The 23,198-nt window shown below is 65.2% G+C and carries 21 protein-coding genes and 1 pseudogene; 6 read left to right on the top strand and 16 right to left on the bottom strand.

Annotated features, from left to right (window positions below):
* Positions 1-11 precede the first annotated feature (11 nt).
* The 3 genes from AC19YX_RS15730 to AC19YX_RS15720 form a co-directional block, all read right to left on the bottom strand.
* Positions 12-1,043 carry a histone deacetylase family protein gene (locus AC19YX_RS15730; protein WP_500606568.1) on the bottom strand — a complete coding sequence of 344 codons (1,032 nt, stop codon included), beginning with the start codon at positions 1,041-1,043 and terminating at the stop codon, positions 12-14.
* A 161-nt stretch (positions 1,044-1,204) separates the two neighbouring features.
* Complete coding sequence (locus AC19YX_RS15725; protein WP_500606567.1) at positions 1,205-3,112, bottom strand: ankyrin repeat domain-containing protein; 1,908 nt, start codon at positions 3,110-3,112, stop codon at positions 1,205-1,207.
* 154 nt (positions 3,113-3,266) lie between these two features.
* Positions 3,267-4,259: an AraC family transcriptional regulator gene (locus tag AC19YX_RS15720; protein ID WP_421548191.1), complete on the bottom strand. Its 993-nt coding sequence runs from the start codon at positions 4,257-4,259 to the stop codon at positions 3,267-3,269.
* Between the two features lie 193 nt (positions 4,260-4,452).
* Between AC19YX_RS15720 and AC19YX_RS15715 the strand changes: the two genes are divergently transcribed.
* Positions 4,453-4,998 carry a hypothetical protein gene (locus tag AC19YX_RS15715; protein WP_238596141.1) on the top strand — a complete coding sequence of 182 codons (546 nt, stop codon included), beginning with the start codon at positions 4,453-4,455 and terminating at the stop codon, positions 4,996-4,998.
* Positions 4,999-5,070: 72 nt separating this feature from the next.
* Here the strand turns inward: AC19YX_RS15715 and AC19YX_RS15710 are convergent, their stop codons facing one another.
* From AC19YX_RS15710 to aspA, 13 genes and pseudogenes are all read right to left on the bottom strand, one after another.
* Positions 5,071-6,072 (bottom strand): asparaginase, encoded by a 1,002-nt coding sequence (locus AC19YX_RS15710; RefSeq protein ID WP_500606566.1) that lies wholly within the window; start codon positions 6,070-6,072, stop codon positions 5,071-5,073.
* Positions 6,073-6,170: 98 nt separating this feature from the next.
* Positions 6,171-7,622, bottom strand: a complete 1,452-nt coding sequence (locus tag AC19YX_RS15705; protein ID WP_078470400.1) for an alanine/glycine:cation symporter family protein — start codon at positions 7,620-7,622, stop codon at positions 6,171-6,173.
* Between the two features lie 500 nt (positions 7,623-8,122).
* Positions 8,123-9,139, bottom strand: coding sequence for a Rieske 2Fe-2S domain-containing protein (locus tag AC19YX_RS15700; protein WP_500606565.1), 1,017 nt, complete (start codon positions 9,137-9,139; stop codon positions 8,123-8,125).
* Positions 9,136-10,275: a hypothetical protein gene (locus AC19YX_RS15695; protein WP_500606564.1), complete on the bottom strand. Its 1,140-nt coding sequence runs from the start codon at positions 10,273-10,275 to the stop codon at positions 9,136-9,138. Before AC19YX_RS15695 ends, AC19YX_RS15700 begins: the two co-directional genes overlap by 4 nt.
* Positions 10,272-11,432, bottom strand: a complete 1,161-nt coding sequence (locus AC19YX_RS15690; protein ID WP_500606563.1) for an ATP-grasp domain-containing protein — start codon at positions 11,430-11,432, stop codon at positions 10,272-10,274. The genes AC19YX_RS15695 and AC19YX_RS15690 overlap by 4 nt, the downstream gene beginning before the upstream one ends.
* On the bottom strand, positions 11,420-12,778 hold the full coding sequence (locus AC19YX_RS15685; protein WP_500606562.1) for a F390 synthetase-related protein: 1,359 nt from the start codon (positions 12,776-12,778) through the stop codon (positions 11,420-11,422). The genes AC19YX_RS15690 and AC19YX_RS15685 overlap by 13 nt, the downstream gene beginning before the upstream one ends.
* The gene (locus AC19YX_RS15680) at positions 12,768-13,622 is read right to left on the bottom strand and encodes an MBL fold metallo-hydrolase (protein ID WP_500606561.1); all 855 of its coding nucleotides are present in this window, start codon (positions 13,620-13,622) and stop codon (positions 12,768-12,770) included. The genes AC19YX_RS15685 and AC19YX_RS15680 overlap by 11 nt, the downstream gene beginning before the upstream one ends.
* Positions 13,619-14,626, bottom strand: coding sequence for an NAD-dependent epimerase/dehydratase family protein (locus AC19YX_RS15675; protein ID WP_500606560.1), 1,008 nt, complete (start codon positions 14,624-14,626; stop codon positions 13,619-13,621). The genes AC19YX_RS15680 and AC19YX_RS15675 overlap by 4 nt, the downstream gene beginning before the upstream one ends.
* Positions 14,626-15,645: a beta-ketoacyl-ACP synthase 3 gene (locus tag AC19YX_RS15670; RefSeq protein WP_500606559.1), complete on the bottom strand. Its 1,020-nt coding sequence runs from the start codon at positions 15,643-15,645 to the stop codon at positions 14,626-14,628. Before AC19YX_RS15670 ends, AC19YX_RS15675 begins: the two co-directional genes overlap by 1 nt.
* A gap of 45 nt (positions 15,646-15,690) precedes the next feature.
* Entirely contained in the window at positions 15,691-16,338 is a 648-nt protein-coding gene (locus tag AC19YX_RS15665) for a hypothetical protein (protein ID WP_500606558.1), read from the bottom strand.
* Between the two features lie 92 nt (positions 16,339-16,430).
* The gene (locus AC19YX_RS15660) at positions 16,431-17,096 is read right to left on the bottom strand and encodes a hypothetical protein (protein ID WP_500606557.1); all 666 of its coding nucleotides are present in this window, start codon (positions 17,094-17,096) and stop codon (positions 16,431-16,433) included.
* A pseudogene (locus tag AC19YX_RS15655) lies at positions 17,086-17,409 on the bottom strand (DUF6124 family protein); the annotation flags it as partial. The pseudogene AC19YX_RS15655 and the gene AC19YX_RS15660, both read right to left, overlap by 11 nt.
* Positions 17,410-17,762: 353 nt before the next feature.
* Entirely contained in the window at positions 17,763-19,187 is a 1,425-nt protein-coding gene (gene aspA / locus AC19YX_RS15650) for an aspartate ammonia-lyase (protein WP_020298261.1), read from the bottom strand.
* Positions 19,188-19,367: 180 nt separating this feature from the next.
* Between aspA and AC19YX_RS15645 the strand changes: the two genes are divergently transcribed.
* The 5 genes from AC19YX_RS15645 (at position 19,368) to AC19YX_RS15625 (ending at position 23,155) form a co-directional block, all read left to right on the top strand.
* On the top strand, positions 19,368-20,279 hold the full coding sequence (locus AC19YX_RS15645; RefSeq protein WP_500606556.1) for a LysR substrate-binding domain-containing protein: 912 nt from the start codon (positions 19,368-19,370) through the stop codon (positions 20,277-20,279).
* Between the two features lie 314 nt (positions 20,280-20,593).
* Positions 20,594-21,085 (top strand): 5-(carboxyamino)imidazole ribonucleotide mutase, encoded by a 492-nt coding sequence (gene purE, locus AC19YX_RS15640; RefSeq protein ID WP_020298262.1) that lies wholly within the window; start codon positions 20,594-20,596, stop codon positions 21,083-21,085.
* Positions 21,086-21,096: 11 nt separating this feature from the next.
* Entirely contained in the window at positions 21,097-22,179 is a 1,083-nt protein-coding gene (locus AC19YX_RS15635; protein WP_201128618.1) for a 5-(carboxyamino)imidazole ribonucleotide synthase, read from the top strand.
* 107 nt (positions 22,180-22,286) lie between these two features.
* Entirely contained in the window at positions 22,287-22,532 is a 246-nt protein-coding gene (locus AC19YX_RS15630; protein ID WP_003229635.1) for a GlsB/YeaQ/YmgE family stress response membrane protein, read from the top strand.
* 86 nt (positions 22,533-22,618) lie between these two features.
* Positions 22,619-23,155, top strand: a complete 537-nt coding sequence (locus tag AC19YX_RS15625) for a DUF3299 domain-containing protein (protein WP_078470410.1) — start codon at positions 22,619-22,621, stop codon at positions 23,153-23,155.
* Positions 23,156-23,198 lie beyond the last annotated feature (43 nt).

Below are 23,198 nucleotides of genomic sequence, written 5' to 3'. Positions count from 1 at the left end.
GTGCGGATCCCTCACTGGGCGCTTTGAAAACCTTCGAGAACGTTCACGGCGTTGATGCCGATTTCTTCCACCGCATAACCGCCTTCCATCACGAACAGCGTCGGCTTGCCCAGGGCGGCGATGCGCTGGCCCATGCTCAGGTAGTCCGGGCTGTCGAGCTTGAATTGCGAGATCGGATCATCCTTGAAGGTGTCCACGCCCAACGACACGACCACGATGTCGGCGCCGTAGCGGGTGATTTCCCCACAGGCCTGTTCCAGCGCCGCGCTCCAGCTGTCCCAGCCGCTGCCCGCCGGCAGAGGGTAGTTGAAGTTGCAGCCAGCGCCCGGGCCTTCGCCCAGTTCGTCGTCGTAGCCCAGGAAAAACGGGAACTCGGCTTCCGGGTGGCCGTGGATCGAGGTGAACAGCACATCGTTGCGCGCGTAGAAGATCGACTGCGTGCCGTTGCCGTGGTGGTAGTCGACGTCGAGAATCGCGACTTTTTTGTGACCCTGGTCGAGGAAGGCCTGGCCGGCGATGGCAGCGTTGTTCAGGTAGCAGTAGCCGCCCATCAGGTCGCTGGCGGCGTGGTGTCCCGGCGGCCGGCACAGGGCGAAGGCGCTGCGTGCGCCACGCTGGATCACCGCCTGGGCCGTCAGTGCCACCTGGGCTGCACTGTAGGCGGCTTGCCAGGTACCGGCGGTGATCGGCGCGCCGCCGTCAAAGCTGTAGTAGCCCAACTGGCCGTGCAGGCTGGTGGGTATCACGCTGCGCAGGGTGCGCGCGGGCCAGGTGTAGGGCAGCAGGTCGCCGTCGGTGCCGGTGGCGGCCCAGCGATCCCAGGCCCCCTTGAAAAAGTCCAGGTAGGCGCGGCTGTGGATGCGTTCGATGGGTGCCAGGCCAAAGTCCTTGGGGGCCTCGACCGGGCCCAGGTTGCGGTACTGCACGCGCGCCAGGACATGGTCGGCGCGGGACGGCATTTCAAAACAGGGCATCAGGCGGCCGTCGATGAGTTCGCAGCGGCCGTGGTGCAGGTGGTGGTCATCCGAGTAGATCGTCAGCATTTTCTTGTTCTCCGCAGGCTGATTCGGTGTTCCACAGTCTTGCGGCGCCGAGGCTTTCGGAGAACGTCGGTAGCGGCCAAAAAGGGATCGATATGGCCAAAGTCTTTGTCCGAATTTCGCCCCTTAACGAGGCGTTGCGCCCCATTGCGGGGCGCGCGGCTTCAGCTTTTGCCGGCGGGGGGCGGGCTCAGGCGTTGCAGGACCTGGAGCATATCCTGGCGTTTTTGCCGGGTCAGGGTTTCCAGCAATAGTGCATAACCTTTCTTTTCGCAGTATTGGCCGACGTTGGGGTTGGCGCCGTGCTCCAGCAGCAGGGTGAACATGTCCAGGCTGTCCTGCACGCTGATCGCAGGCTCCTTGCTGTCGGCGGCGGTCTGCTCGGCCACCCGCATCAGCAGGCTCTTGCCGATCGGCTGGTTATGGCAGGTGCCGCGTCCGTAGCTCAGGTCGAGGTTGGCGCCGGCAGCGATCAGTTGCCGGGCCGCGGCGTAGTTGTTGCCGTCGAGCGCGCGCCAGAGCGCGGTTTCGCCTTCGTCCGGGGTGCGCAGGTCGAGGTTTTGCGGGTACTGCATCAGCCAGGTGAAACCCTCGATATCCCGACGGCTGCGGGCCATCTCCAGCAACGGGGTGGCGCCTCTGCTGCTTTGCTCGTCGATGGCGACCCCGGCGTCTAGGAGGAACTTCAGGCGCCGGGCCTGGTTCAGGTCCGGGCTGTCCCTGAGATCGTTGCGCATGGCCAACAGGGCCAGGGTGCTCCCGTTGTAGGGGCCGCGAGTGTGGGCGCCATGGGCCAGCAACTGGCGGGCGATGTCCAGGTTCGGCGCATCCAGGGCGTGCAGCAAGGCGCTGCGCCCGTCGTCAGCCATGACTTCGCCGCTGATCCCTTGCTCCAGCAGGCGCTGGACCTCGGCGGCATCGCCGGCATCCACGGCGCTGACCAGAGGCCAGAACCCCTGGCACGCCTGAGGGGTGGCGGCCTTCACATCGAGACGTTGCAGCACGCGGGCCGGCACGGTCTGTTGGCGTTGCAGGCGCAGGCCGCAGTACACCCGATAGCGTTCCACGGCTCGCCCCTGATGCTCGTTGTTCAAGGGCTGCTGTTCAAACAGCGCCCAATCCAGGTCCGCCAGGTTGAGGTAGCTCGGCACCCGCGCCGGGTCGCGGCGCAGTACCTCGGCCAGCCACGGACGTGCGGTTTGCAGCTGGCCGGCTTCGCTGGTCCAGTAGGCGATGTCGTTGAGCAGGCCGGGGTAGGTACTTTCCCCGGGGGCGAGGGTGCGAAAGTCATGGCTGGCGAAAAAGTCTTTGACCCGAGCGATGCCTGGCCCTTTGTCCTTGGCGCTGCGCAGTTGGCCGTGCAACTGGCGGAATTCGTCCCACACGCGGTCTGCCGCCGGAGCCGGCGGGTAAGGGTTGATCGTCAGCGTGCCGGCGCCGCTGCTGAAGGGCTGAAACCACCTCGGGAAGCGCTGCAAGGCTTGCAGCCACTGCTCCTGCACCTCGGCGTCGATCGGTTGCAGCGGGGTGAAGTCCATCTGCGACAGGTCTTTGCGGCGGCTGAAGGCCAGCAGCGGCTGCTGGGGATCACGGATGTCGATCAACAGGTAGCGGCTGCTGAGCTGCCAGTCGCTGTTGCGGCAGTTGAAACTGAGCTGGGTCAGGCTCAGCCCGGGCTCCAGGTCATTGCTGACCGGCCAGTTGTCGGCGACCGGGATCGGCTCGTGTTGCGGCACGCAGTCACGCAGTTCCTGGGCGGTGAACAGCTGCAAGGCAGGGGATTTGTAGACCCGCTGCTGGTACTTGGGATCGGCATAGGCGTTGAGGTAGAACAGCCCGCGGTACTGGCTGAGCACCACCCGCGCTGGCGTCTGCGGCTGGCCGGGTACGGGGAACGCCTTGATTTGCAGGGTGGCGCTTTCGGGAGCGTCGAGCCGCATGTCGCGCTGCAGTTGCGACCACTTGATCTTGCCCAGGTCGAGGTCGAAGGCCTGAACGGTGGGCACGGCGCCCAGGCACAGCAACGCGATCAATGCCGCGCGCAGGCGACGCGAGCCGGTGGAGTGTTTCAAAGGTGCAGTCCTTGGCGGTCTCGAAAGGCGGCAATGTAATGCAAGCAACGCATTTATGCCGGGCTTTCTCGCAGAACCTGTTGCCGATCCGCTGCGCCTGGTCCTGGGGCGTTAAACGGGGCTGAGGGTTGCTCGCCAGGTCGTGAGCAGGTGCTCAGGGCCGGAACTGGCTGGGCGCCACGCCGCTCCAGCGGATAAAGGCATGGCGAAAGCTCGCGGTTTCGCTGAAGCCCAGGGCCTCGGCAATCTGGTAGATCGGCACCTGGTCTTCGCAGAGCATCTGCTTGGCGCGTTCGAAACGCAGCTCGTCGAGCAATTCCTGATAGCTGCAACCGAGGTCCTTGAGGTGACGGCGCAAGGTCCGCGCCGAGCAGTTCATCTGTTCCGCCAGGCCCTCAAGCCCCGGGGCGGCGTCGAGCTGCGCAGTGAGCAACTGGCGGATACGCCCGAGCCAGGCCTGGCGCCCGGTGAACTCCAGGTTCTGTTTGCGGCAGCGCTCGGCCATGGCCTGGTGGGTGATGGCGTCCGCCAGTGGCAGCGGTTGGTCGAGCCAGCGCCGGTCGAAGGCAAAGGCGTTGGTCGTGGCGGCAAATTGCAGCGGGCATTCGAAGCGTTCGCTGTAGCGCGCCTGATAGTCGGGGGCCGGGTATTCGAAGCGGGCCCCCAGCAGCGGCAGCGGCCGGCCCAGCAGGTCGTCGCAGATGACCTTGAGTGACACCAGGCAGAACTCGATATTGAACACGGCCATCGCCGGGTTTTCCCGGTAATCGCTGGCGGCGAACCAGACGCGCTCGCCGTCCTGCTCCAGGCTCAGTTCGAAAAGTGTTCCCAGCAGCGCCGGATAACGCAGCGCCAGACGCAAAGCGTCACCGAAGGTGGCACTGGTGAGCAGGGCGTAGCCGAGCATGCCGTAGGACGAAACATGCATGCGCCGCCCCAGTTCCAGGCCGATATCGCGGCGCAGCGCAACGGCGTTGGCGCAGACCAGCATCTCCTGATTGGTGGTGATGCGGGTGTCGGCCCGGCTCAGGTCGGCGGGGCTGATGCCGCTGCCGGCAAGCAGGGCGTCGCTGGACAAACCCTGGTCCTTGAAGGCATTGAGGATCAGCGACACCGCGTTCAGGGTCGTGAGGTGAGAGTGCAACATGCTCGTCTCCAGCCATGATGAACCGCTAAGCCGAGCAAGTTGCATGCCGCTCGCGGTAAAACCTGCGGTTCGCCGGCCAGCCGCGTGGGGCGTTTTGGGGGACATGTGGCTAGTGACTTGGCGCATTGATTGGTGCAACCTGCCTGCCAATCACCCCCCGGTGGCGGTGTTGCAACCCGATAAAGGACTATGTATGACCCCTATTCCCGCGCGTTCCCTGCTCCTGGTTTCCAGCCTGCTGCTCAGTTCGCTGTGCCTGGCCGAAGGCGAGCCGGCCAGCGAGAGCACCCTCAAGGATTCCGCCAAGTCTGCGGTCTCGTCGGCCATTTCGGCGGGCAAGAACCTGCTGGGTGGCGTCAGCGAAGGCGTGCTCGACGGTCGCCAATCGGCGCAAGGCGTCGACGGTGCCTCGATCATTTCCTCCCGTGAACAAATGAAAGACCGCGTCGATGTCCAGGTCTTGAAGACCGAAGCCAGCGGCGACAGCTTCAACGTCACCCTGGGGTTCAAGAACAGCAGCGACAGCCAGTTGCGGCTGATCAACCTCAAGCAGACCGGGGCATTGCTGGCCATCGACCAGGATGGTTATGCCAACGGCCTGACCGCCAGCCTCGACAACCCGGACGAAGTCACCATCCCGCCCAAGGCGGCGGTACGGCAGAAGTTCGTGTTTGAAGGACCGATCGAGCAGTCGAGTTCGGTACGGGTCTGGGGCCAGGATTACTCGGTCAAAAAGTAACCTGGCACCCGCCCTGTGCTCGTGCTCGAGCCGGTGGCTACCGCAGTAGCCACCGGCTCTTTGGCACGGGCTTCAGCTCAATTCGCCACACAGATCAAGCTCAACCAGGCGCCGCACTTCGGCTCCGTCCAGGCCCGCGCCGAGCAGCGCATTGAGCTTGCCGAACGCCGCTTCGCGGGTCATGCCACCACCGGACAGCACGCCCACGCCCCGCAGGCGGCTGCCGGCTTCGTAGACGTCCAGCTCGACCCCGCCTTCATGGCACTGGGTGATCGCCACCAGCACAATCCCTTGCTCATGCGCCCGTTGCAGGCTGGCCAGGAACTGCGGGTTATCGCTCGGCCCGGTGCCGCTGCCAAAGCACTCCAGCACCAGGGCCTGGATGCCGCTGGCGAGCACGCCGTCCAGCAGCTCGGCACCGATGCCGGGGAACAGCGGCAGCACGCCGACCTTGGCCAGTTGCCTGGCCTGGCGATAGTCCAGTTGCGCCGGCAGCGTTTCGGCCCTGGCCGCGCCGCCCTGGCGCTTGAGTGCGGCGAACGGGTGGCGGCCGAAGCTGCGGATTTTCGCGCAGCGGGTCGGCGCCAGCAGCTCGCCGTGGAAGTACAGGTGCACCCCCGGGGCCAGGCCCTGACCCAGGGCGACCAGCGAGTCGCCGAGGTTTTCCCAGGCATCGCTATCGGGCACGCCGGCCGGCAGCATCGAACCGGTAAACACCACCGGTGCGCGCAGGCCCAGCAACTGGAAGCTCATGGCGGCGGCGCTGTAGGCCAGGGTGTCGGTGCCATGCAGGATCAGCACGCTGTCGCAGCCCTGGTCGATGGCATCGACCACCGCTTCACGCAGGTTCTGCCAGTAGGCGGGGGTCATGTTGGCGCTGTCGATCAGCGGCGCCATCTCGCGAAAGCGCCAGGCTGGCACGGTCAGCGTCGGCTGGCTGTTGAGGTGGTCGCGCATCCGCGCTTCGAATCCGGCAGCCGGCGCCAGGCCGTTGGCGCTGGCCTGCATACCGATGGTGCCACCGGTGTAAAGCACCATGACGTGCTGGGCGGCAGGATAGGTCGGGGCATTCATGGAGGGTCTCCGAGGACGATGACAGCGGTGGCCGAGCATGACGCCGGCCACGCGCTGTGTCACGCCGGGCGCAGGGGGTGCGCCCGGTTACTGGCCGATCAGCGTTGCGCTGCGGGCACGCCTTCAGCTTGGGTCTGTGGCGCGGCAGGCGCGGCTGGCGGGTTGGCCGGCCAGGCTTTCAGATCCAGGTCCAGGTCGGGGAACTTGCTGGAGTCGAACACCGGGGTCTTGATCCCGGCGGCGCGCTGGTCGTCGTAGTCGCGCAGCACGCGCAGGGCGATCTTGAACAGCAGGAACAGCGCGATCAGGTTGACGAACGCGAGCATGGTCATGGTGATGTCGGCAAAGGCGAACACCGTGCCCAGGTTCTCGATCGCGCCCCAGAAAATCAGCACCAGCACCAGCACCCGGTAGGCGATCAGCGCGTCGCGGTTCTCGCCGAGCAGGAAGCGCAGGTTGCTCTCGCCCAGGTAGTAGTTGTAGAGGATCGAGGTGAACACGAACAACGACAGGGCCACCGAGATGAAGACCCGGCCCCATTCGCCGACGACCGCGGCCAGGGAGTTCTGGGTCAGGGCAATGCCGTCACCTTCGAAGCCCGGGGTGTAGAAGCCCGACAGCAGAATCAGCAGCGCGGTGCAGGTGCAGATGATGAAGGTGTCGAGGAATACGCTGAACGCCTGGACCACGCCTTGCGCCACCGGGTGTTCGACCGAGGCTACGGCAGCCACGTTAGGCGCACTGCCCAGGCCGGCTTCGTTGGCGAATACGCCGCGTTTCACGCCCATGATGATGGCGCTGCCGATCAGGCCGCCGAACGCCTGGTCCAGGCCGAAGGCGCTTTTGACGATGGTCATCAGCATCCCCGGCACGTGGTCGATCTGCAGCACGATCACGTACAGGGTCACGCCGATGTAGGCCAGGGTTTTCACCGGCACCAGCAGGTCGGCGACCTTGGCGATGCGCTTGATGCCCCCGACGAACACCAGGCCCAGCAGCACGGCCAGGGCCAGGCCGGAGTAGGTGGTGTCGAAGTTGAAGGCGTCCTGAAGCGAGTGGGTCACGGCGTGGGCTTGCAAGCCGTTGAAGGCGAAACCGAAGGTCACCAGCAGCAAAAAGGCCATGACCATGCCCAGCCAGCGTTTCTGCAGGCCGTGCTGGATGTAATAGGCCGGGCCGCCACGGTACTGGCCTTCGGCGTCGCAACGCTTGTAGAGCTGGCCGAGGGAGCACTCGAAGAAGCTGCTGGACATGCCGACCAGCGCGGTCACCCACATCCAGAACACGGCACCGGGGCCACCCAGGGTCACGGCGATGCCGACCCCGGCGATATTGCCTGCGCCGACACGGCCGGCGAGGCTGAGCATCAGCGCCTGGAATGAGCTGAGTTGGCCGGCGCTGCTTTTCAGGCTGTCGCGAAATACCGCGAACATGTGGAAAAAGTGGCGCAATTGAACGAAACGCGAGCGGATCGTGAAGTAGCTACCGAGCCCGACAATGAGCACGATCAGTACTTTCCCTGAGAGGAAGTCGTTGATGACTTCGAGCATGGAGTATTCCTCGCTGTTTTTTTGTAGAGGCAAATGCTGGATGGAACGAAACATTTCGTTACACCTCGTCGCGCAGACAGCACAACGGGTGGGGCGAGCTTCGTCCCGGGTCCATATCGCGGGTTGTTATTAGTTCGGGTTTCGCATGGGGTCAGGCCTCGTTACCGACGGCCGCTCATGCGAAGAGGGGCCGCACTATACCGGTGCGCACGCCTGCCGTCTGCATGTTGCGCATTTGACCGAGGAACGGCAGCCCCGCTGGAGCTGAAACGCTCCAGCATCGAGAGGCAGATGCAAGCGTCAAGCCGCAAGCCTGGAGCTTCTGTGGCGAGGGAGCTTGCTCCCGTTCGGCCGCGCAGCGGCCGCAAAGAAAGTTTGCGCGGTATACCTGACAAACGGTGCGTACAGGGTTTAGGCCAGCTGCGCTGGCCAGCGCGAGCAAGCTCGCTCGCCACAAGGCTCACTGGAGCCCCGTAGCCTTTTAACTTGCAGCTTGCCGCTTAGATCCAAAATTCCTCCCGCCGCTCTTGAAACCCCTGCATCTCCCCCTGTTGCAACAGCTGCCTGATCCACGGCCCCAACAGGTCCTGGGAGCTGTCCAGCGGGTTTTCCCGACGCCAGCGCAGGGGGACGGCGGCAAAGCGCTGCTGGTTGGCGCTGAGTTTTTCCAGGATCTGCCGGTCCTGGCGCAGGATCACCTTGAACAAAGGGTGCAGCACGCTGCGCTTGAGCCAGGCCGGGGTCCGGCCGCGGGCGGTGGCGATGCGGGCGAACAGGCGCAGTTGGCCGTCGGCGGCTGGCATCAGCCAGGCACTGACCAACAGGTTGAGGCGTCCCTGCCGATCGCGGTATTCGATTTCCGCCAGCCCGGGCAGACGAAAGCGTCCCATGCTGACCCCTCGTTCACCCTCGAACAGCCGTGAAATCAGTCCCGACTGGGTGCCTTCCTCGCTGTACTGCGCCTGCACCCCGTCGCTCAGCGCCTGGACCCAGGCCGTGATGTGCTGGCGTTGCTGGTCATGGCGAATCCAGCCGGCATGCACGAAATGGGTATGGAACCCGTCGAGAAAATTCTCTGCCGCATCCTGCAACGAACAGCGCACCTGGTCGGTGATCCAGAAGGTGTCCAGCGCCTGTTGCTGTTCGGCAGGGGCGACCGGGGGGCTGGCCGGACGTTCTGGCGCCAGGCTGGCCCACACCAGCCCATGGGCTTCGCAGCTGGGCAGCGGTTGCAGCAGCGGCTGGCTGCATCGCTGTTGTTGCTGGCCGGGCAGATGGGTACAGCGGCCTTGGGCGTCGAGGCGCCAGCCGTGATACGGGCATTGGATCTGCCCGTTGTGCACCCGGCCGGCGCTCAGCGGCGCGAAGCGATGGGGGCAGCGGTCGGGCAGCACCGCCGGCAGTCCCTGGGCATCGCGAAACACCACCAGCGGCACGCCGTGCAGGGTGCAGCCCAACGGCTGTTTTCGCAGCGTGTGGCTCAGGGCCACGGGCCACCAGGCGTTATCAGGCTTCACAGTTTGAGTTTCCTCATCAGGGGCACGCCGATGCGCGTCAGCAGCAGGCTCAACAGTTGCCACACCAGGCGTCGGCCCAGGGGCAGGTGCGCGACCTGGATCAGGCTGTACTCGATCTGTGGCTGGCCGCCGCGCAGGCGTTTGAACGCCGCGGCGCCGGAGCTGAAGTTGAGTACCAGGCGCCGCTCCACGGCTTCCTGCAGGCACAGCCGGGTCAGTTGTCGATAGAGCCCGGTGCGCTGGGGCAATGCGGTGTCGTAGCCGACGATGGGGGCACTGATCAGGCTGCTGTTGGCGAACCAGCCAAGGGCGCCATCGATCCGCCCCTCGGGATTGCGCAGGGCCCGTAGCTCAAGCCAGCCCTCGGCGTGGCCGCGTTGCAGCCATTGGGCGCTGTAGTGCGGGTTCAGGGTGCAGTACTTGTCCAGGTACAGCAGGTTGTACAACTGCTCGATGCGCTCGAAGTCGGCGGCCTGCAACTGCGCACCATGCACCACGGTGTAAGGGCTGCGGCGCAGCAGCGTGGCATCGAGGCGGGTGTTGTGATGACGCAGGAAGGCTGAGCGTTCGCCCTCGCGACCGTCGAACAGGTACACCTGGCGGCTGGGGATCGCCAGGTAGCCCAGGGCTTGCAGGCGCTGGCGCAGCTCCAGGTTGCTGAAATCGTTGAGCGAGCGGAAACCGAAGCCATGCTCGGGAAACTGCCGCCGCAGCAGGTCGGTGATCGCCGGCAGGTCGGCGCCATCCCAGTCGGCGGGGTAGAGGTTGGTCGACAGCAGCCAGTTGTTGACCTGCACCAGGCGGTCGACCTGGGCCGCGCGCAGCAGGCGGTCGACACCCTGGGTCAGCAGCTTCAAGGGCCAGGCCAGCCAGGGGCGGTTCAGGCGCTTGAGTTCTTCCCGGGCGTAGCCGCTGTAGGCGGTTTGCGGCGAGACCACGTAGCAGTTGTCCGGCGGTTCGGTGCCGTGGGTGATGCTCACCGGAAACTGCTGCTGGCCGGTGTCGAGCAGGGCCAGGGTGCAGCTGACATTGCCGATCAGCGCACCGCCGGCGCAGGTGCGCACGTAGCGCAGGGCCTGGCTGTCGTCAGCCCCGGGCGCCAGAGTGGCCAGTTGTTCGGGCAGCAGCAGCTTCATGGCCGGGGGGCGTCCAGGGTTTGGCCGTTCCACTCGATATCGGCGGTGGAGGCGGCCAGCAAACCGCAGCGTCGGGTCAGGGCGCGGCCGATGATTTCGCCGAGGCTCAGCAGTTGGGCCAGCAGTGGACCGCGATCGCCATCCTGCACGATCACGTCCCGCGCGTGCTGGTAGTCCTTCCAGAAGGGGCGGCTGAAGGCCCGTTGCGGGGCGGCCAACAGCAGCATGGCCAGGGCGATCATGCGCGGCTCCAGGGTGGCTTCGAGTGGCGGGTTTGCGCCGGCGTTCTCGCTCAACGCCGCCACCAGTTGCGAGCGCTGGTCGTCGAACAGGTGCACACCGCTGGTGGCCCTGGGGTTGCACTCCAGGACATGGAAACGGCCCTGGGCATCCTCGATAAAGTCGAAGCCCACCTGGCCGGTGTAGCCGGTTTCGCGACCGAATTGCTCAAGGAAGGCGCGAATTGGTAGCGGCGCGCAGGCCTGGAAATAGATCCCGGACCCGCGCCCAACCCGGTACTTCGGCTGATAGCAGCTGTGAGCGCGCAACTGGCCGTCCACCAGCACGCTGAAGCTGCAATATTCCTGGCCGGCGACAAAGTCCTGGGCGACCCAGGGCGCATCGACGCTGGGCTGGATCTTCGCCAGTTGCGCCGCGCTCGGGCGGATCAGGGTTTGGGAGGCGAAGCGCGAATACGCCGGCTTGAGCACCAGGCTTTCGCCCTCGGCGGCCAAGGCCTGCAACGCCGCCAGGTCGTGCAGCACCTGGGTCGGCGGTGCTGCCACGGCCCAGCCCTGGGTCATGGCGGCGAAATCGCCCTTGTGATGCAGACGGTGCAGCAGGTCGAAGTCGCTGGTGAACACCCGGCACAGCGGCCGCAGGCGCTCCAGGCCGTGAGCCAGGTAGAACACCTCTTCGCAGGTCGGCAGCAGCAGGTCCACCGATTGCTGGCGGATGACCGTGGCCAGGGCGTCGATCCAGGCCTGGGGGTTGGCTTTGGGTTCCGGCAGGCGCACGAAGTGTTCAGCCGCACGGCTGAAGCGGCTCAAGGGCTGGGCCAGGGAGTCGGCCACCGTGACCTTCCAGCCGGCGTGCTGGAACGCCCGGGCCCACTCCAGGCACGCCGGGGCGCGGGCGCCGAGAATCAGTACATGCATGGCAAGCCCTCGGGTTGTTGCAGCATCTGGATCCGTCGCCGTTTGGCCTGGGGCGGCGGCGCCAGCCAGTGGCCGAAGCTCAGGCCGGGCGGGCTCAGGTCGTGCTCGGCGCAAAGCAGATGCAGGGCCTCGGCCAGGCGTTGGCAGACGTCAGGGTAAGGCTCCCAGGTGCGCAGGTTGATGTGCCAGGTCAGGCCCTGCTGGCGAATTTCATATTCTTCCAGGGCCGGGCCGAGCATCAGCAGGCCACGGCGCAGCACGTCGGGATACAGGGCTCGCAACTGCCGGCCATCGAGGCTCGGCAGCCAGAGGATTTCATCGGCCCGACCTTCCACCGCCGCGATGGCGCGCTCGGCGCGGCCACAGGGGCAGGGCGCCGCAGCGACCCGCAGAATATCGTTGAGGCGGTAGCGCACGATCATCTGCGTGCGCCGGGAAAAGTCCGTGATGATCGGCTGAAAACGCGTCTGCGCGGCATCCAGCCATTGCGGCTCTATATGCAGGTGGCTCTCGTTGAGGTGCAGGGTCCCGGCCTCGCAGGTGTAGCCGAGGAAGCCTTCGCTGGCCTGATAGATCTGCTGCGGCTGGCGCCCGAACGCGGCGAATACCGCCTCGGCGTCGGCGCTTTCCAGCACCTCGGCCACCGACAAAATGTGCCGCGGGCGAATCCGCAGCTGCCCGGCCAGGGCCGCCTGGGCCAAGCCGCGCAGCACGGTGGCCGGGGCCACCAGCACATCCGGATCCTGCTGGTTCAACCGTTCGAAGGACGGTGCCAGGCCCAGGGTCAGGTCGTGAAAGGCAAAGTCGATACGGCGGCTGGCCAGGGTGGTGTACAGGCGGCTGTTGGCCCGCAGGAAGAAGGCAATTCGCAGCGGTGCCAGCCACGGGCACAGCAGCCGTGGCAACAGCGCCCGGGGCAGGGTCCGCGCCAGCAGAATGCCGGCCCAGCGCTGGCGCTCGACGCTGCTCACCAGAAACACCCCCTGGGCCCCCGACGTACCGCTGGACAGACCGACCGTGATATCCCCCAGCGTTGGGCTGAAATCCCGGGACTGCTCGGCCTGGACCGCCAGCGGCAGCACCTGCTCCAGGCTCAGGTCGCGGGTGTTGTAGGCCGCGAAGTCGCCCATCAGTGCGGCCTTGTCCATCAGTGGCAGGCTGTCGAGGGTTTGCCCCGGCGGGGGGCTGAAGCGTCGGGCCTGGGGCATGACCCGGGTCATGAAGTGCGCCAGGCGCCTGGCCTGCCAGGCTTCCAGCCGGTCGCGCCGGCGAAATTGCAGGCCATAGCGGCTGAGGATGAAGGAACCCACGCTGCGCAACGTACTCAACAGGCGCTCACTGTTCATCGACGAACGCCTCCCAGGCCCGGGTGCAATGGGACGGCAGCACCGCCACCGCCGGTTCGCGCCGGAGCAACTGGCCAAGGCCGCTGTAGGTGCGCCGGTATTGCCCTTGATCGGTGCTGGAAAACCACAGCGCCGGTGCCGCCGGCAGGCGATTGGCGCGGCAGGCCGGCACCGACCAGCAGGCGTCGGCCACCAGGAACACCGGCCGCCCCTGGGCATCGGGAATAAACAGCCCCAACTGGCCGGCACTATGCCCCGGCAGCGGTACGCCGATCAGGCTGCCATCGCCGAACAGGTCCAGGCCCTGCTCGAAGGGCGCCATCCAGCCCGGCAGCGCGCAGCTGGGGCTGGCTTCGGCCAGGTTCAGGCGGGCGTTGAAGTCGTCCGGCAGCAACCTCGGCAGATGGCCGCCGAGGGTGGCGCGCCAACGCTGGCCGCGCAGGCTGTCGATATGCCGGTAATCGGCTTCCAGGGCAATGAAACGCGCATTGCTGAAGTCCCGCAGGCCGGCGATATGGTCGGCGTGGAAGTGGGAAATGATCACGTAGCGGATATCCGCCGGGCCGATGCCCAGCTCATGCAACTGGGCCCCCAGCTGTTCCGCCACCGGCAACTGCACCGGCACCGCGCTGCGGTACAGGCGCTCGGGCAGGGCCCGGGTGGCCTGGAAGAAGTGCTCGGCGTAGCCGGTGTCGTACAGAATCCAGCCGTGGTCCGGGTGCTGGATCAGCCCGCACAAGGCCGGAAACTGCACCGGCGCCAGGCGCCCGCCACGGTCGGCCATGCATTCCAGGTGCTGGCACCAGCCGGCCCGCAGGATCTTCAAGCTCACGCGGCGGCTCATGGTTGTTGCCTCTGTTGTGCCAGCCACCATTGGGCGTGCTGGGCGATGCCCTGTTCCTGGCTGATGACCGGGCGGTAGCCCAGCTCGCGCTCGATCGCACTGATGTCCAGGGTCTGGCTGAAGGCCAGGACCCCGGCGCCGTAACGGGTGATCAAGGGTTCGGCGCCGTTGCCCAGGCGCGCGCGCAACTCCAGCAGGTATGCCACCCGGTCCACCAGGCGCCAGGGCAGGCGTCGGGTGCGCAGGGGCAGGTCGAATTGGCGGGCCATTTTCTCCAGCAGTTCCTTGAAACTCAGCGGCGTGCCGTTGCTCAGGTTGTACACGCACAGCGCACGCGGCAGCGGCCGGGTCAGGGCCAGCCACACCGCCTGCACCAGGTTGTCGATGCAGGTCAGGTCCAGTTGCGCCCGGCCGCCGCGCATCAGCGGAATCGCCCCGCGCTGCATCACCCGCAGCAGACGCGGCATCAGGGTCGCGTCCCAGGGGCCGAACACCGCCCGTGGTCGCAGGATCACGCATTCGCCAAGCCCGGCCTGACCCAGCAGCACTTCGGCCTGGGCCTTGCTGCGGGCGTAGTCATTCACCGGGTGCGGCAGCGGCTGGTCCTCGCGGATGCCCAGGCGGTCGCGGAAATCGAAATACAGGCTTGGTGTCGACAGGTGCACCAGGCGCCGCACCTGATTGACACGGCAGGCGTTGATCACCTCGGCGGTGGAGTCGAGGTTGGCCTGGGCAAAGGCCTGGGGCGAACCCCAGGGCGAAGACAGCGCCGCGCAATGCACCATAGCATCGCAACCCTGGCTGGCATCGGCCAGCAGCGCCTCGGCCTGGGGGCTGCCATGGTCCAGGGACAGCCAGCGCACAGGCGCCGGGCTCAGGGCGATGACTTCGGCGGCGGCCTGGGCATTGCGTCCGCTGAACAACACTTCGCAACCTTCGGCCGCCAGCCGCCACACCAGATGCCTGCCGATAAACCCGCTGCCGCCAGTGACCAGGACTTTCATCAGTACTCCAGGATCATGCCGCCGAGGGACAGGCCCGCGCCGGTGCCGATCAGCAGCAGCCGTTGCCCGCGCTGGATGCGCCCGTCGCGTACCGCAATGTCGAGGGCCGTGGGCAGGGAGGCCGCGACCTGATTGCCGTGCCGGGCAAAGATGTCGACCACCTGCTGCGAGCCGAACCCCAGGCGCCTGGTCGCGTGCTGCATCGCCTGCTGGCTGGCCTGGTGCGGAATCACCCAGTCGATCTGCCCTTGCTGCAGGCCGGCCTGGCTCAGCAGTTCTGCCAACAGGTTCGGCAGGTGTTTGGCGGCGAGGCGGAACACGCCTTTGCCCTGCATCGAAAAACTGGTCAGGGGCTCGAACGGTTCATTGATGCGTCGCGGGTGATAACGCGAACCGCCGGCGCGGATCTGGCACAGCTCGGCGCCTTCGGAAAAGGTCTTGAGGCGCGAGGCGAGGATCTTCGGCCCGCCGTCGACCGCCCCCAGCACCACCGCCGCCGCGCCGTCGCCGAAGATGCCGCTGACCTCCACCTGCTGCCAGTCCAGGCCGCAGGAGGCGATATCCGCGCACACCAGCAGCACGCGCCGGTAATGCCCGGCCTGGATCGGCCAGGACAGGGTGTCCAGGGCGGCGATAAAACCCAGGCAGCTGGCGTTGATGTCCATGGCCGGGATACCCGACTGCCCCAGGCCCAGCTCCCGCTGCAGCAGCGCCGCGTTGCAGGGCATGCCCTGGTCCATGGTGCCGCTGGCGCAGACGATCAGGTCCAACTGTTCAAGCGCCAGGCCCGCCGCGTGCAGGGCCTGGCGCGCGGCGCTGGCGCCTAGGCTGGCGGCGTTGTCCGCGGGGCCGGCGACGTGGCGCTGCTGCACACCGCTGATGCGCGCCACGCTGCCGGTTTCCAGGCCCAGCTGGCTATCCAGTTCGGCACTGGTGACCACCCGCTGCGGCAGGGCATGGCCAGTGCCGAGGATGGCCAGTGTGCGGACAGGGCAGGGGGAGGACGCTGATGTGTGCATGCAAATTCCGTTTGTGGGGCGTCGAGGGGGCGTTGCGAGGTGTGCTCAGTGGGCTGACGGTGCCATTGGGCATTTGCTCAGAAACCCCTGCAGCTTTTGCTGGTATTCCTCGACCGGCATCAGGTCACTGTGTTTGGCGATGACGTAGGCCATGCCCTCGCGGGCCATATCGGCGTCAGCCACGAGGTAGAAATCCGTTATTTCCTGCACATGCACAATCTGCTTCCAGGCCAGGCTGCTCTGACCTCCGCGGGCGTTGAGCAGGGTGAAGCCCTGGTCGTCGAAGTGCAGGTAATAGGTGCCTTCGACGGCCCGCAACCGGGTTTCGATCAGGCGCTGACTCAACCCGCGCAACGGCGCCTGGGGTTTGATCGGGGTGGCGGCAATACGGGCTTGCAGGTGCTTGATCCAGCGTCCGGAAAAGCGCCACCACAGGGGGATGAAGATCAATGCGAACGCCACCATGGCGATGACCTTCTCCGGGGTGAAGGTCCGCTCGGGGAAATAGATCGACAGGCAGCCGCCGACCAGGCACAGGGTGAACATCACGGGACCGATAAAACGGCTTTGCCACCGGGCAAATGTGGTCATGGCCCGGACATGCTGCTGATCATCCTTGAGCAGTTCCTGCTTCAGCGGTTCGGCAATCCAGGCGTCGGTGTGGGCGGGGGTGATGCTGTAGTGCAATTCCATGGGGCTGAATCCGAGGTCCGTGTTCGGGGAGGGCGGCAGTTTACCGGCTTCTGGGGCGTGACGAGGAGTGGCGTGAGCAGCGACAGTACCGCTCAGGCGGGAAAGGCTTCCTGATGCTGTTTCACCCACTCGAACAGACGCTCGTCGAGCTGCGCTCGATGTTGACGGTAGCTGTCCTGGCAACGGTTGAAGAGCGGGTCCTGATTGACTCGGGCCGCCAGCTCGGTCGCGCTGTCGCTTGCGCCATGCGCGGCCCGCAGTTGCTGCTGGCGCTGATCGGCCTGTTCCAGGGTGCGCGCCAGGGCGTCCAGTTGCAGGAGCCTGAGCTGAGCGATGGCCTGGGGCAGGTGGAAGTGCAGGGCGCTGTCGAAACCCTCCCAGTCCTCGAAGGCCAGCCGCTCGTGGAGCACCATGAAGCAACGCGGTGCCGGGGGCAGTTGTTCCAGGCGTTCGAAATCCAGCCAATACTGGCGCGGCAGTTGCTCGGCGGTTTCGATGGCCTGGGCGATCAGGTCCAGGGCCTGGCCTTTGTCCCGGTGATGCTTGCGCAGCATGCGCTGGGTCAGGGTGAAACGCGCTTCTTCTATGGCGTGCAGGGCGCGGTTCAGGTCGTAGCCGGCGCTGTGCAAGTGTTCCCGGGCTTGCTCGGCGGTCAGGCCGGACTTTTCCACCAGCACCTGCAGCAGTTCGGATTTGTAGAGCTCGGCGGCTTGCTGCGGATCGCCTGCGCAGCGTTCCAGCAGGGCCTGGGCGTGCACCGTCGAGCAGGGCGTCCACCACGGCGCGGGCCATTTCCACGGAGTGCACCATGGACCAGATCAGCCCACGTTCGATGCCGCTGGCCCGTTCGGTGATTTCATCGGATACCTCTTCGGCGCATTTGAGCAGCAAGGAGACGTGCATCAGGGCGTCTTCGGCATTGACTTGGGGTTGCACGGCGAACAGCGGGTGGCCCTGGGCGTCGCGCAGGCCGAAGGGGCGATGGCGGGTGCCGTGCAAGGCGGCCAGCAGGTTGGCGTTGGCGCGGTCCAGCTCCGGGTCGCGGCGCACCCGAAGGTGCCCTACGCACAGCCGCCATAAATCGAGCTCACCCGAGCCGCATCAGCAAGGGTGTGCGTATGAGACGACTGCACGTCCTTTATCCCAGACTTCCACATCCGGGCCGCTGATTTTGCAGCGGCTCAGGGAGACTGCCTGATCGTTCGAAGGGGGTACAAGGCGCTCAAAGGCGTGGGGGATTCTCTCGTATTTGCCCTACAAAACAACGCGAATCCGCTTCGATGCCGGGCGGCATCCCCTTACAAACACTGCTTTTCTCCAGGCAAAAAAAAGGGCCTGGAGAGTGATCTCCAAGCCCTCAAAAGGTGAGAGGTGTCTAGTCCCTCGACCTGGTGAGCGGTGTTGCGTGTTCAGTGTCGCGTCGGTTACGCCTTCAGCGGCACCAGACGTGGAGCAATCATGTTTTCCGGGCGCAGGATGTCGGCGAGCATGGCTTCGTCGAGCAGGCCTTCTTCGCGCACCAGTTCCAGTACGCCGCGGCCGCTTTCAAGGGCGATACGGGCGATGCGGGTGGCGTTTTCGTAGCCGATGTATGGGTTCAGCGCGGTGACCAGGCCGATCGAGTGCTCGACCAGTTCACGGCAGCGCTCTTCGTTGGCGGTGATGCCGACGATGCAGTGCTCGCGCAGCATGTCCATGGCCCGTTGCAGCAGGCGGATCGAGTCGAAGATCTTGAAGGCGATCAGCGGCTCCATCACGTTCAGTTGCAGCTGGCCGCCTTCGGCCGCGATGGTCAGGGCCAGGTCGTTGCCGATGATCTGGAACGCCACCTGGTTGACCGCTTCCGGGATAACCGGGTTGACCTTGCCGGGCATGATCGAGCTGCCAGGCTGACGCGCTGGCAGGTTGATCTCGTTGATCCCGGTACGTGGGCCGCTGGACAGCAGGCGCAGGTCGTTGCAGATCTTCGACAGCTTGACTGCGGTGCGCTTGAGCATGCCCGAGAACAGCACGAAGGCGCCCATGTCGGAGGTGGCTTCGATCAGGTCGGCTGCCGGTACCAGCGGGTGACCGCTGATGGTCGCCAGGCGTTGCACGGCCAGGTGCTGGTAACGCGGGTCGGCGTTGATGCCGGTACCGATGGCGGTGCCGCCCAGGTTGACTTCGGTCAGCAGCTCCGGAGCCAGGGTCTTCAGGCGTGCCAGGTCTTCGCCCAGAGTGGTGGCGAAGGCACGGAATTCCTGGCCGAGTGTCATCGGCACGGCGTCTTGCAGCTGGGTGCGGCCCATCTTCAGGACGTGGTTGAATTCTTGACCCTTGGCTGCGAACGCCTGGATCAGGCTGTCGAGGCTGGCGAGCATGGCGTCGTGGCCCAGCAGCAGACCCAGGCGGATCGCGGTCGGGTAGGCGTCGTTGGTCGACTGCGCCATGTTCACGTCGTTGTTCGGGTGCAGGTACTGGTACTCGCCCTTGCTGTGGCCCATGGCCTCCAGCGCGATGTTGGCGATGACTTCGTTGGCATTCATGTTGGTCGAAGTGCCAGCGCCGCCTTGAATCATGTCCACCACGAACTCTTCGTGGAAATCGCCGCGGATCAGACGGGCACAGGCTTCGCTGATGGCAGCGTGCTTGGCTTCACTCAGATGACCCAGCTCGCGGTTAGCGTCAGCGGCGGCCTGCTTGACCATCGCCAGGCCGACAACCAGCTTGGGGTAGTGCGAAATCGGAACGCCGGAGAGACGGAAGTTATTCACCGCTCGCAGGGTCTGGATGCCGTAATACGCTTGAGCCGGTACTTCGAGTACGCCAAGCAGGTCTTTTTCTGTGCGGAATGATGCAGCGGAGGACATGATAGAAATCATCTCAATATGGACCCGGTCTGTGCCGGAACGCTTCGAATGCTAGGCCTACAGGCAATTTAGGGCCAATGCTGTTAAACACTGCCCTATGCATAAACGGCATAATGCCCATGTGACGCCGCGTGTACGGCGAGCGTGTGACCTAAAATGGTGCGTATCCGGGAGGACGTGATGAATCTGGAAAGCAAATGGCTCGAGGACTTCAGTGCCCTGGCCGCCACCCGCAGCTTCTCGCAGGCCGCCGAACGGCGCTTCGTGACCCAGCCCGCCTTCAGCCGGCGGATCCGCAGCCTGGAGTCGGCGCTGGGCCTGACCCTGGTCAACCGTTCCCGCACGCCCATCGAGCTGACGGCAGCCGGGCAGCTGTTCCTGGTGACCGCGCGCACCGTGGTCGAACAACTGGGTGAAGTGCTGCGGCATTTGCATCACCTGGAAGGCGGCCAGGGCGAGGTGATGCAGGTCGCGGCCGCGCACTCCCTGGCGCTGGGGTTCTTCCCGCGCTGGATCGCGCAACTGCGCAACGAAGGCCTGAACATCGCCACGCGGCTAGTGGCGACCAACGTCGGCGACGCGGTGCATGCCCTGCGTGAAGGCGGTTGCGACCTGATGCTGGCCTTCTATGACCCGGACGCCGCCATGCAGATGGACTCGGAAATCTTCCCGTCGCTGCACCTGGGCCACACCGAAATGCTCCCGGTGTGCGCCGCCGGGCCGGATGGCCAGCCGCTGTTCGACCTTGAGGGCGAAGCCAGCGTGCCGCTGCTGGCCTACAGCGCCGGGGCCTTTCTCGGGCGCTCGGTGAACATGCTGTTGCGCCAGCGCGCGCTGCGTTTTACCACGGTGTACGAAACCGCCATGGCCGACAGCCTGAAAAGCATGGCCCTCGAAGGCCTGGGCATCGCCTGGGTGCCCCAATTGAGCGTGCGGGCCGAACTGGCGCGCGGCGAGCTGGTGGTCTGCGGCGGCCCGCAATGGCATGTGCCGCTGGAGATTCGCCTGTACCGCTGCGCCCTGGTGCGCAAGGCCAACGTGCGCTTGCTGTGGCGCAAACTCGAAGGCGGCGCGGCGCAAGCTGCTTTGTAGGAGCCGGCTTGCCGGCGAAAGCGGCCTCAAGTACGCAGACGGTCCTGAGGGCCTCTTCGCTGGCAGGCCAGCTCCTACGGGTACGGCGGGAGGCTGGTGGATTGACTCCAAAGTCAATAAAACCGGGGTTTTGCGTCGCAAATACTTTGTTCGACAGGTGGTCGGCGAAAGTGCGTTTAGTGCGGCTTTTTCGGTATACTGCGCGGCCTTCGGCCGGTTCGCCTGGCCATAATTCGTACATTCAAGCCACGCATTTTGCGTGGCTTGTTGTTTTTTGACGCGCCTGCGGGCGCCCAGAGAGAAGAGGCACGACGATGAGTGCACTGGTTGGCGTGATCATGGGCTCCAAGTCCGATTGGTCCACCCTTAGCCACACCGCCGATATGCTGGAAAAGCTCGGCATCCCTTACGAGGTGAAAGTGGTCTCTGCCCACCGCACCCCGGACCTGCTGTTCCAGTACGCCGAAGAGGCTGAGGCGCGTGGCATCGAGGTGATCATCGCCGGTGCCGGCGGCGCGGCCCACTTGCCAGGCATGTGTGCGGCCAAGACCCACCTGCCGGTCCTGGGCGTGCCGGTGCAGTCGTCGATGCTCTCGGGCGTCGACTCCCTGCTGTCGATCGTGCAGATGCCGGCCGGCATTCCGGTTGCCACCCTGGCCATCGGCAAGGCTGGCGCGATCAACGCCGCGCTGCTGTCGGCGAGCATCCTGGGCGCCAAGCACCCGCAGTTTCATACCGTGCTGAAAAAATTCCGCGCTGAACAGACAGACAGCGTCCTGGACAATCCAGACCCACGCGTCGCCTGAGGTTTTTGACGATGAAGATCGGTGTAATCGGTGGCGGCCAATTGGGCCGCATGTTGGCCCTGGCGGGTACGCCGCTGGGGATGAACTTCGCTTTCCTGGACCCGGCGCCAGACGCCTGTGCCGCGGCATTGGGCGAACACCTGCGGGCCGATTACGGCGATCAGGACCACCTGCGCCAATTGGCCGATGAAGTGGACCTGGTGACCTTTGAGTTCGAAAGCGTGCCGGCCGAGACCGTAGCCTTCCTTTCGCAATTCGTTCCGGTCTACCCGAGCGCCGAAGCCCTGCGCATCGCCCGCGATCGCTGGTTCGAAAAGAGCATGTTCAAGGACCTGGGGATTCCCACCCCGGCGTTCGCCGACATCCAGTCACAAGCCGACCTGGACGCCGCGGTAGCCGCCATCGGCCTGCCGGCCGTATTGAAAACCCGCACCCTGGGTTACGACGGCAAGGGCCAGAAAGTCCTGCGCAAACCTGAAGACGTGGTCGGCACCTTTGCCGAACTGGGCAGCGTTGCCTGCCTGCTGGAAGGCTTCGTGCCGTTCACCGGTGAAGTCTCGCTGATCGCCGTGCGTGCCCGCGATGGTGAAACCAGGTTCTATCCGCTGGTGCACAACACCCATGACAGCGGCATTCTCAAGCTGTCCGTGGCCAGTACCGACCATCCATTGCAGGCCCTGGCCGAGGACTACTCGAGCCGCGTGCTCAAGCAACTGGATTACGTCGGCGTGATGGCGTTCGAGTTCTTTGAAGTCGACGGTGGCCTCAAGGCCAACGAAATCGCCCCGCGGGTGCACAACTCCGGGCACTGGACCACCGAAGGCGCCGAGTGCAGCCAGTTCGAAAACCACCTGCGGGCTGTGGCTGGCTTGCCACTGGGTTCGACCGCCAAGGTTGGCGAGAGCGCCATGCTCAACTTCATCGGTGAAGTGCCGCCAGTGGACAAGGTCATCGCCATCGACGACTGCCACCTGCATCACTACGGCAAGGCCTTCAAGATCGGGCGCAAAGTGGGTCATGCCAACTTGCGTTGCAAGGACCTGGCGACCCTTCAAGCGCAGATCCTCAAGGTCCAGGCGCTGATCGCCGAGTAACAAAACCCGAGTGCCGGCGGGAACCTTCGTTCGCCGCCGTTCTCTGATGGCAGGATGCCAAAGCGCTGACTAGGCTTTGGCGTACCTACCCACACAGAGGAAATGCCATGGGAATTATCGGAACCATTTTTATCGGCTTGATCGTCGGCCTGCTGGCACGCTTCCTCAAGCCTGGCGATGACAGCATGGGCTGGATCATGACCATCCTGCTGGGCATCGGCGGCTCGCTGGCAGCCACCTACGGTGGTCAGGCACTGGGTATCTACCAGGCCGGTCAAGGTGCGGGCTTCATCGGTGCACTGGTCGGTGCGATCGTGTTGCTGGTGATCTACGGCCTGATCAAAAAGAACTGATTCTGCGACGAAACCCTCTCTGCTGCGCAGGCCGGGAGGGCTAGAATGCTCGGCGACGCAACGTCCCTCCCTGATCGAGCCCCTCCATGCGCCGTCTTTTATTGACTCTTGTTTTGCTGGGCAGCGGCCTGGCTAATGCTGCTGAACTGCCGGAAACCGACTGGCTCGAACTGATGCCCAAGTCGGACCAGAAAGCCCTCGAACAGATGCCGGAAATCGACCACAACTCCCCCGAAGCCAATGGCACCTTCACCGACAAGGGTGGCCTGAAGCAGAGCAAGGGCTTGCCGGCGGTGATGTATTCGACCAAGACCGTGGCCGCGATGAACGGCAAGGACATCCGCATCGGTGGTTACCCGGTACCGCTGGAGGCCGATGCCAAGGGGCGCAGCACGCTGTTTTTCCTGGTGCCGTACCCGGGTGCATGTATCCACGTACCGCCACCGCCGCCGAACCAACTGGTGCTGGTGCGCTTTCCCAAGGGCTTGAAGCTGGACGATATCTACACCCCGCTGTGGGTCACCGGCACGCTGAAGGTGGAGAAGGTCAACAACGACCTGGCCGACGCCGCCTATGCCCTGGATGCGGCGAAGGTGCGGGTGGTCAAGGAATCGGATTTGTAGGCTGCGGGGCGTTCAGCTGATCTGCCAGCTCCCTCACTTGAAG

This window comes from Pseudomonas sp. MF09150 (assembly GCF_059862355.1).
This window is presented reverse-complemented; position numbering and strand designations above follow the sequence as displayed.

What these genes read in the sequence shown, in the direction of transcription:
- AC19YX_RS15730 (WP_500606568.1), bottom strand. Translation starts at nt 1,043, where the DNA reads ATGCTGACGATCTACTCGGATGACCACCACCTGCACCACGGCCGCTGC.
- AC19YX_RS15720 (WP_421548191.1), bottom strand. Translation starts at nt 4,259, where the DNA reads ATGTTGCACTCTCACCTCACGACCCTGAACGCGGTGTCGCTGATCCTC.
- AC19YX_RS15715 (WP_238596141.1), top strand. Translation starts at nt 4,453, where the DNA reads ATGACCCCTATTCCCGCGCGTTCCCTGCTCCTGGTTTCCAGCCTGCTG.
- AC19YX_RS15710 (WP_500606566.1), bottom strand. Translation starts at nt 6,072, where the DNA reads ATGAATGCCCCGACCTATCCTGCCGCCCAGCACGTCATGGTGCTTTAC.
- AC19YX_RS15705 (WP_078470400.1), bottom strand. Translation starts at nt 7,622, where the DNA reads ATGCTCGAAGTCATCAACGACTTCCTCTCAGGGAAAGTACTGATCGTG.
- AC19YX_RS15695 (WP_500606564.1), bottom strand. Translation starts at nt 10,275, where the DNA reads ATGAAGCTGCTGCTGCCCGAACAACTGGCCACTCTGGCGCCCGGGGCT.
- AC19YX_RS15690 (WP_500606563.1), bottom strand. Translation starts at nt 11,432, where the DNA reads ATGCATGTACTGATTCTCGGCGCCCGCGCCCCGGCGTGCCTGGAGTGG.
- AC19YX_RS15685 (WP_500606562.1), bottom strand. Translation starts at nt 12,778, where the DNA reads ATGAACAGTGAGCGCCTGTTGAGTACGTTGCGCAGCGTGGGTTCCTTC.
- AC19YX_RS15680 (WP_500606561.1), bottom strand. Translation starts at nt 13,622, where the DNA reads ATGAGCCGCCGCGTGAGCTTGAAGATCCTGCGGGCCGGCTGGTGCCAG.
- AC19YX_RS15675 (WP_500606560.1), bottom strand. Translation starts at nt 14,626, where the DNA reads ATGAAAGTCCTGGTCACTGGCGGCAGCGGGTTTATCGGCAGGCATCTG.
- AC19YX_RS15670 (WP_500606559.1), bottom strand. Translation starts at nt 15,645, where the DNA reads ATGCACACATCAGCGTCCTCCCCCTGCCCTGTCCGCACACTGGCCATC.
- AC19YX_RS15665 (WP_500606558.1), bottom strand. Translation starts at nt 16,338, where the DNA reads ATGGAATTGCACTACAGCATCACCCCCGCCCACACCGACGCCTGGATT.
- aspA (WP_020298261.1), bottom strand. Translation starts at nt 19,187, where the DNA reads ATGTCCTCCGCTGCATCATTCCGCACAGAAAAAGACCTGCTTGGCGTA.
- AC19YX_RS15645 (WP_500606556.1), top strand. Translation starts at nt 19,368, where the DNA reads ATGAATCTGGAAAGCAAATGGCTCGAGGACTTCAGTGCCCTGGCCGCC.
- purE (WP_020298262.1), top strand. Translation starts at nt 20,594, where the DNA reads ATGAGTGCACTGGTTGGCGTGATCATGGGCTCCAAGTCCGATTGGTCC.
- AC19YX_RS15635 (WP_201128618.1), top strand. Translation starts at nt 21,097, where the DNA reads ATGAAGATCGGTGTAATCGGTGGCGGCCAATTGGGCCGCATGTTGGCC.
- AC19YX_RS15630 (WP_003229635.1), top strand. Translation starts at nt 22,287, where the DNA reads ATGGGAATTATCGGAACCATTTTTATCGGCTTGATCGTCGGCCTGCTG.
- AC19YX_RS15625 (WP_078470410.1), top strand. Translation starts at nt 22,619, where the DNA reads ATGCGCCGTCTTTTATTGACTCTTGTTTTGCTGGGCAGCGGCCTGGCT.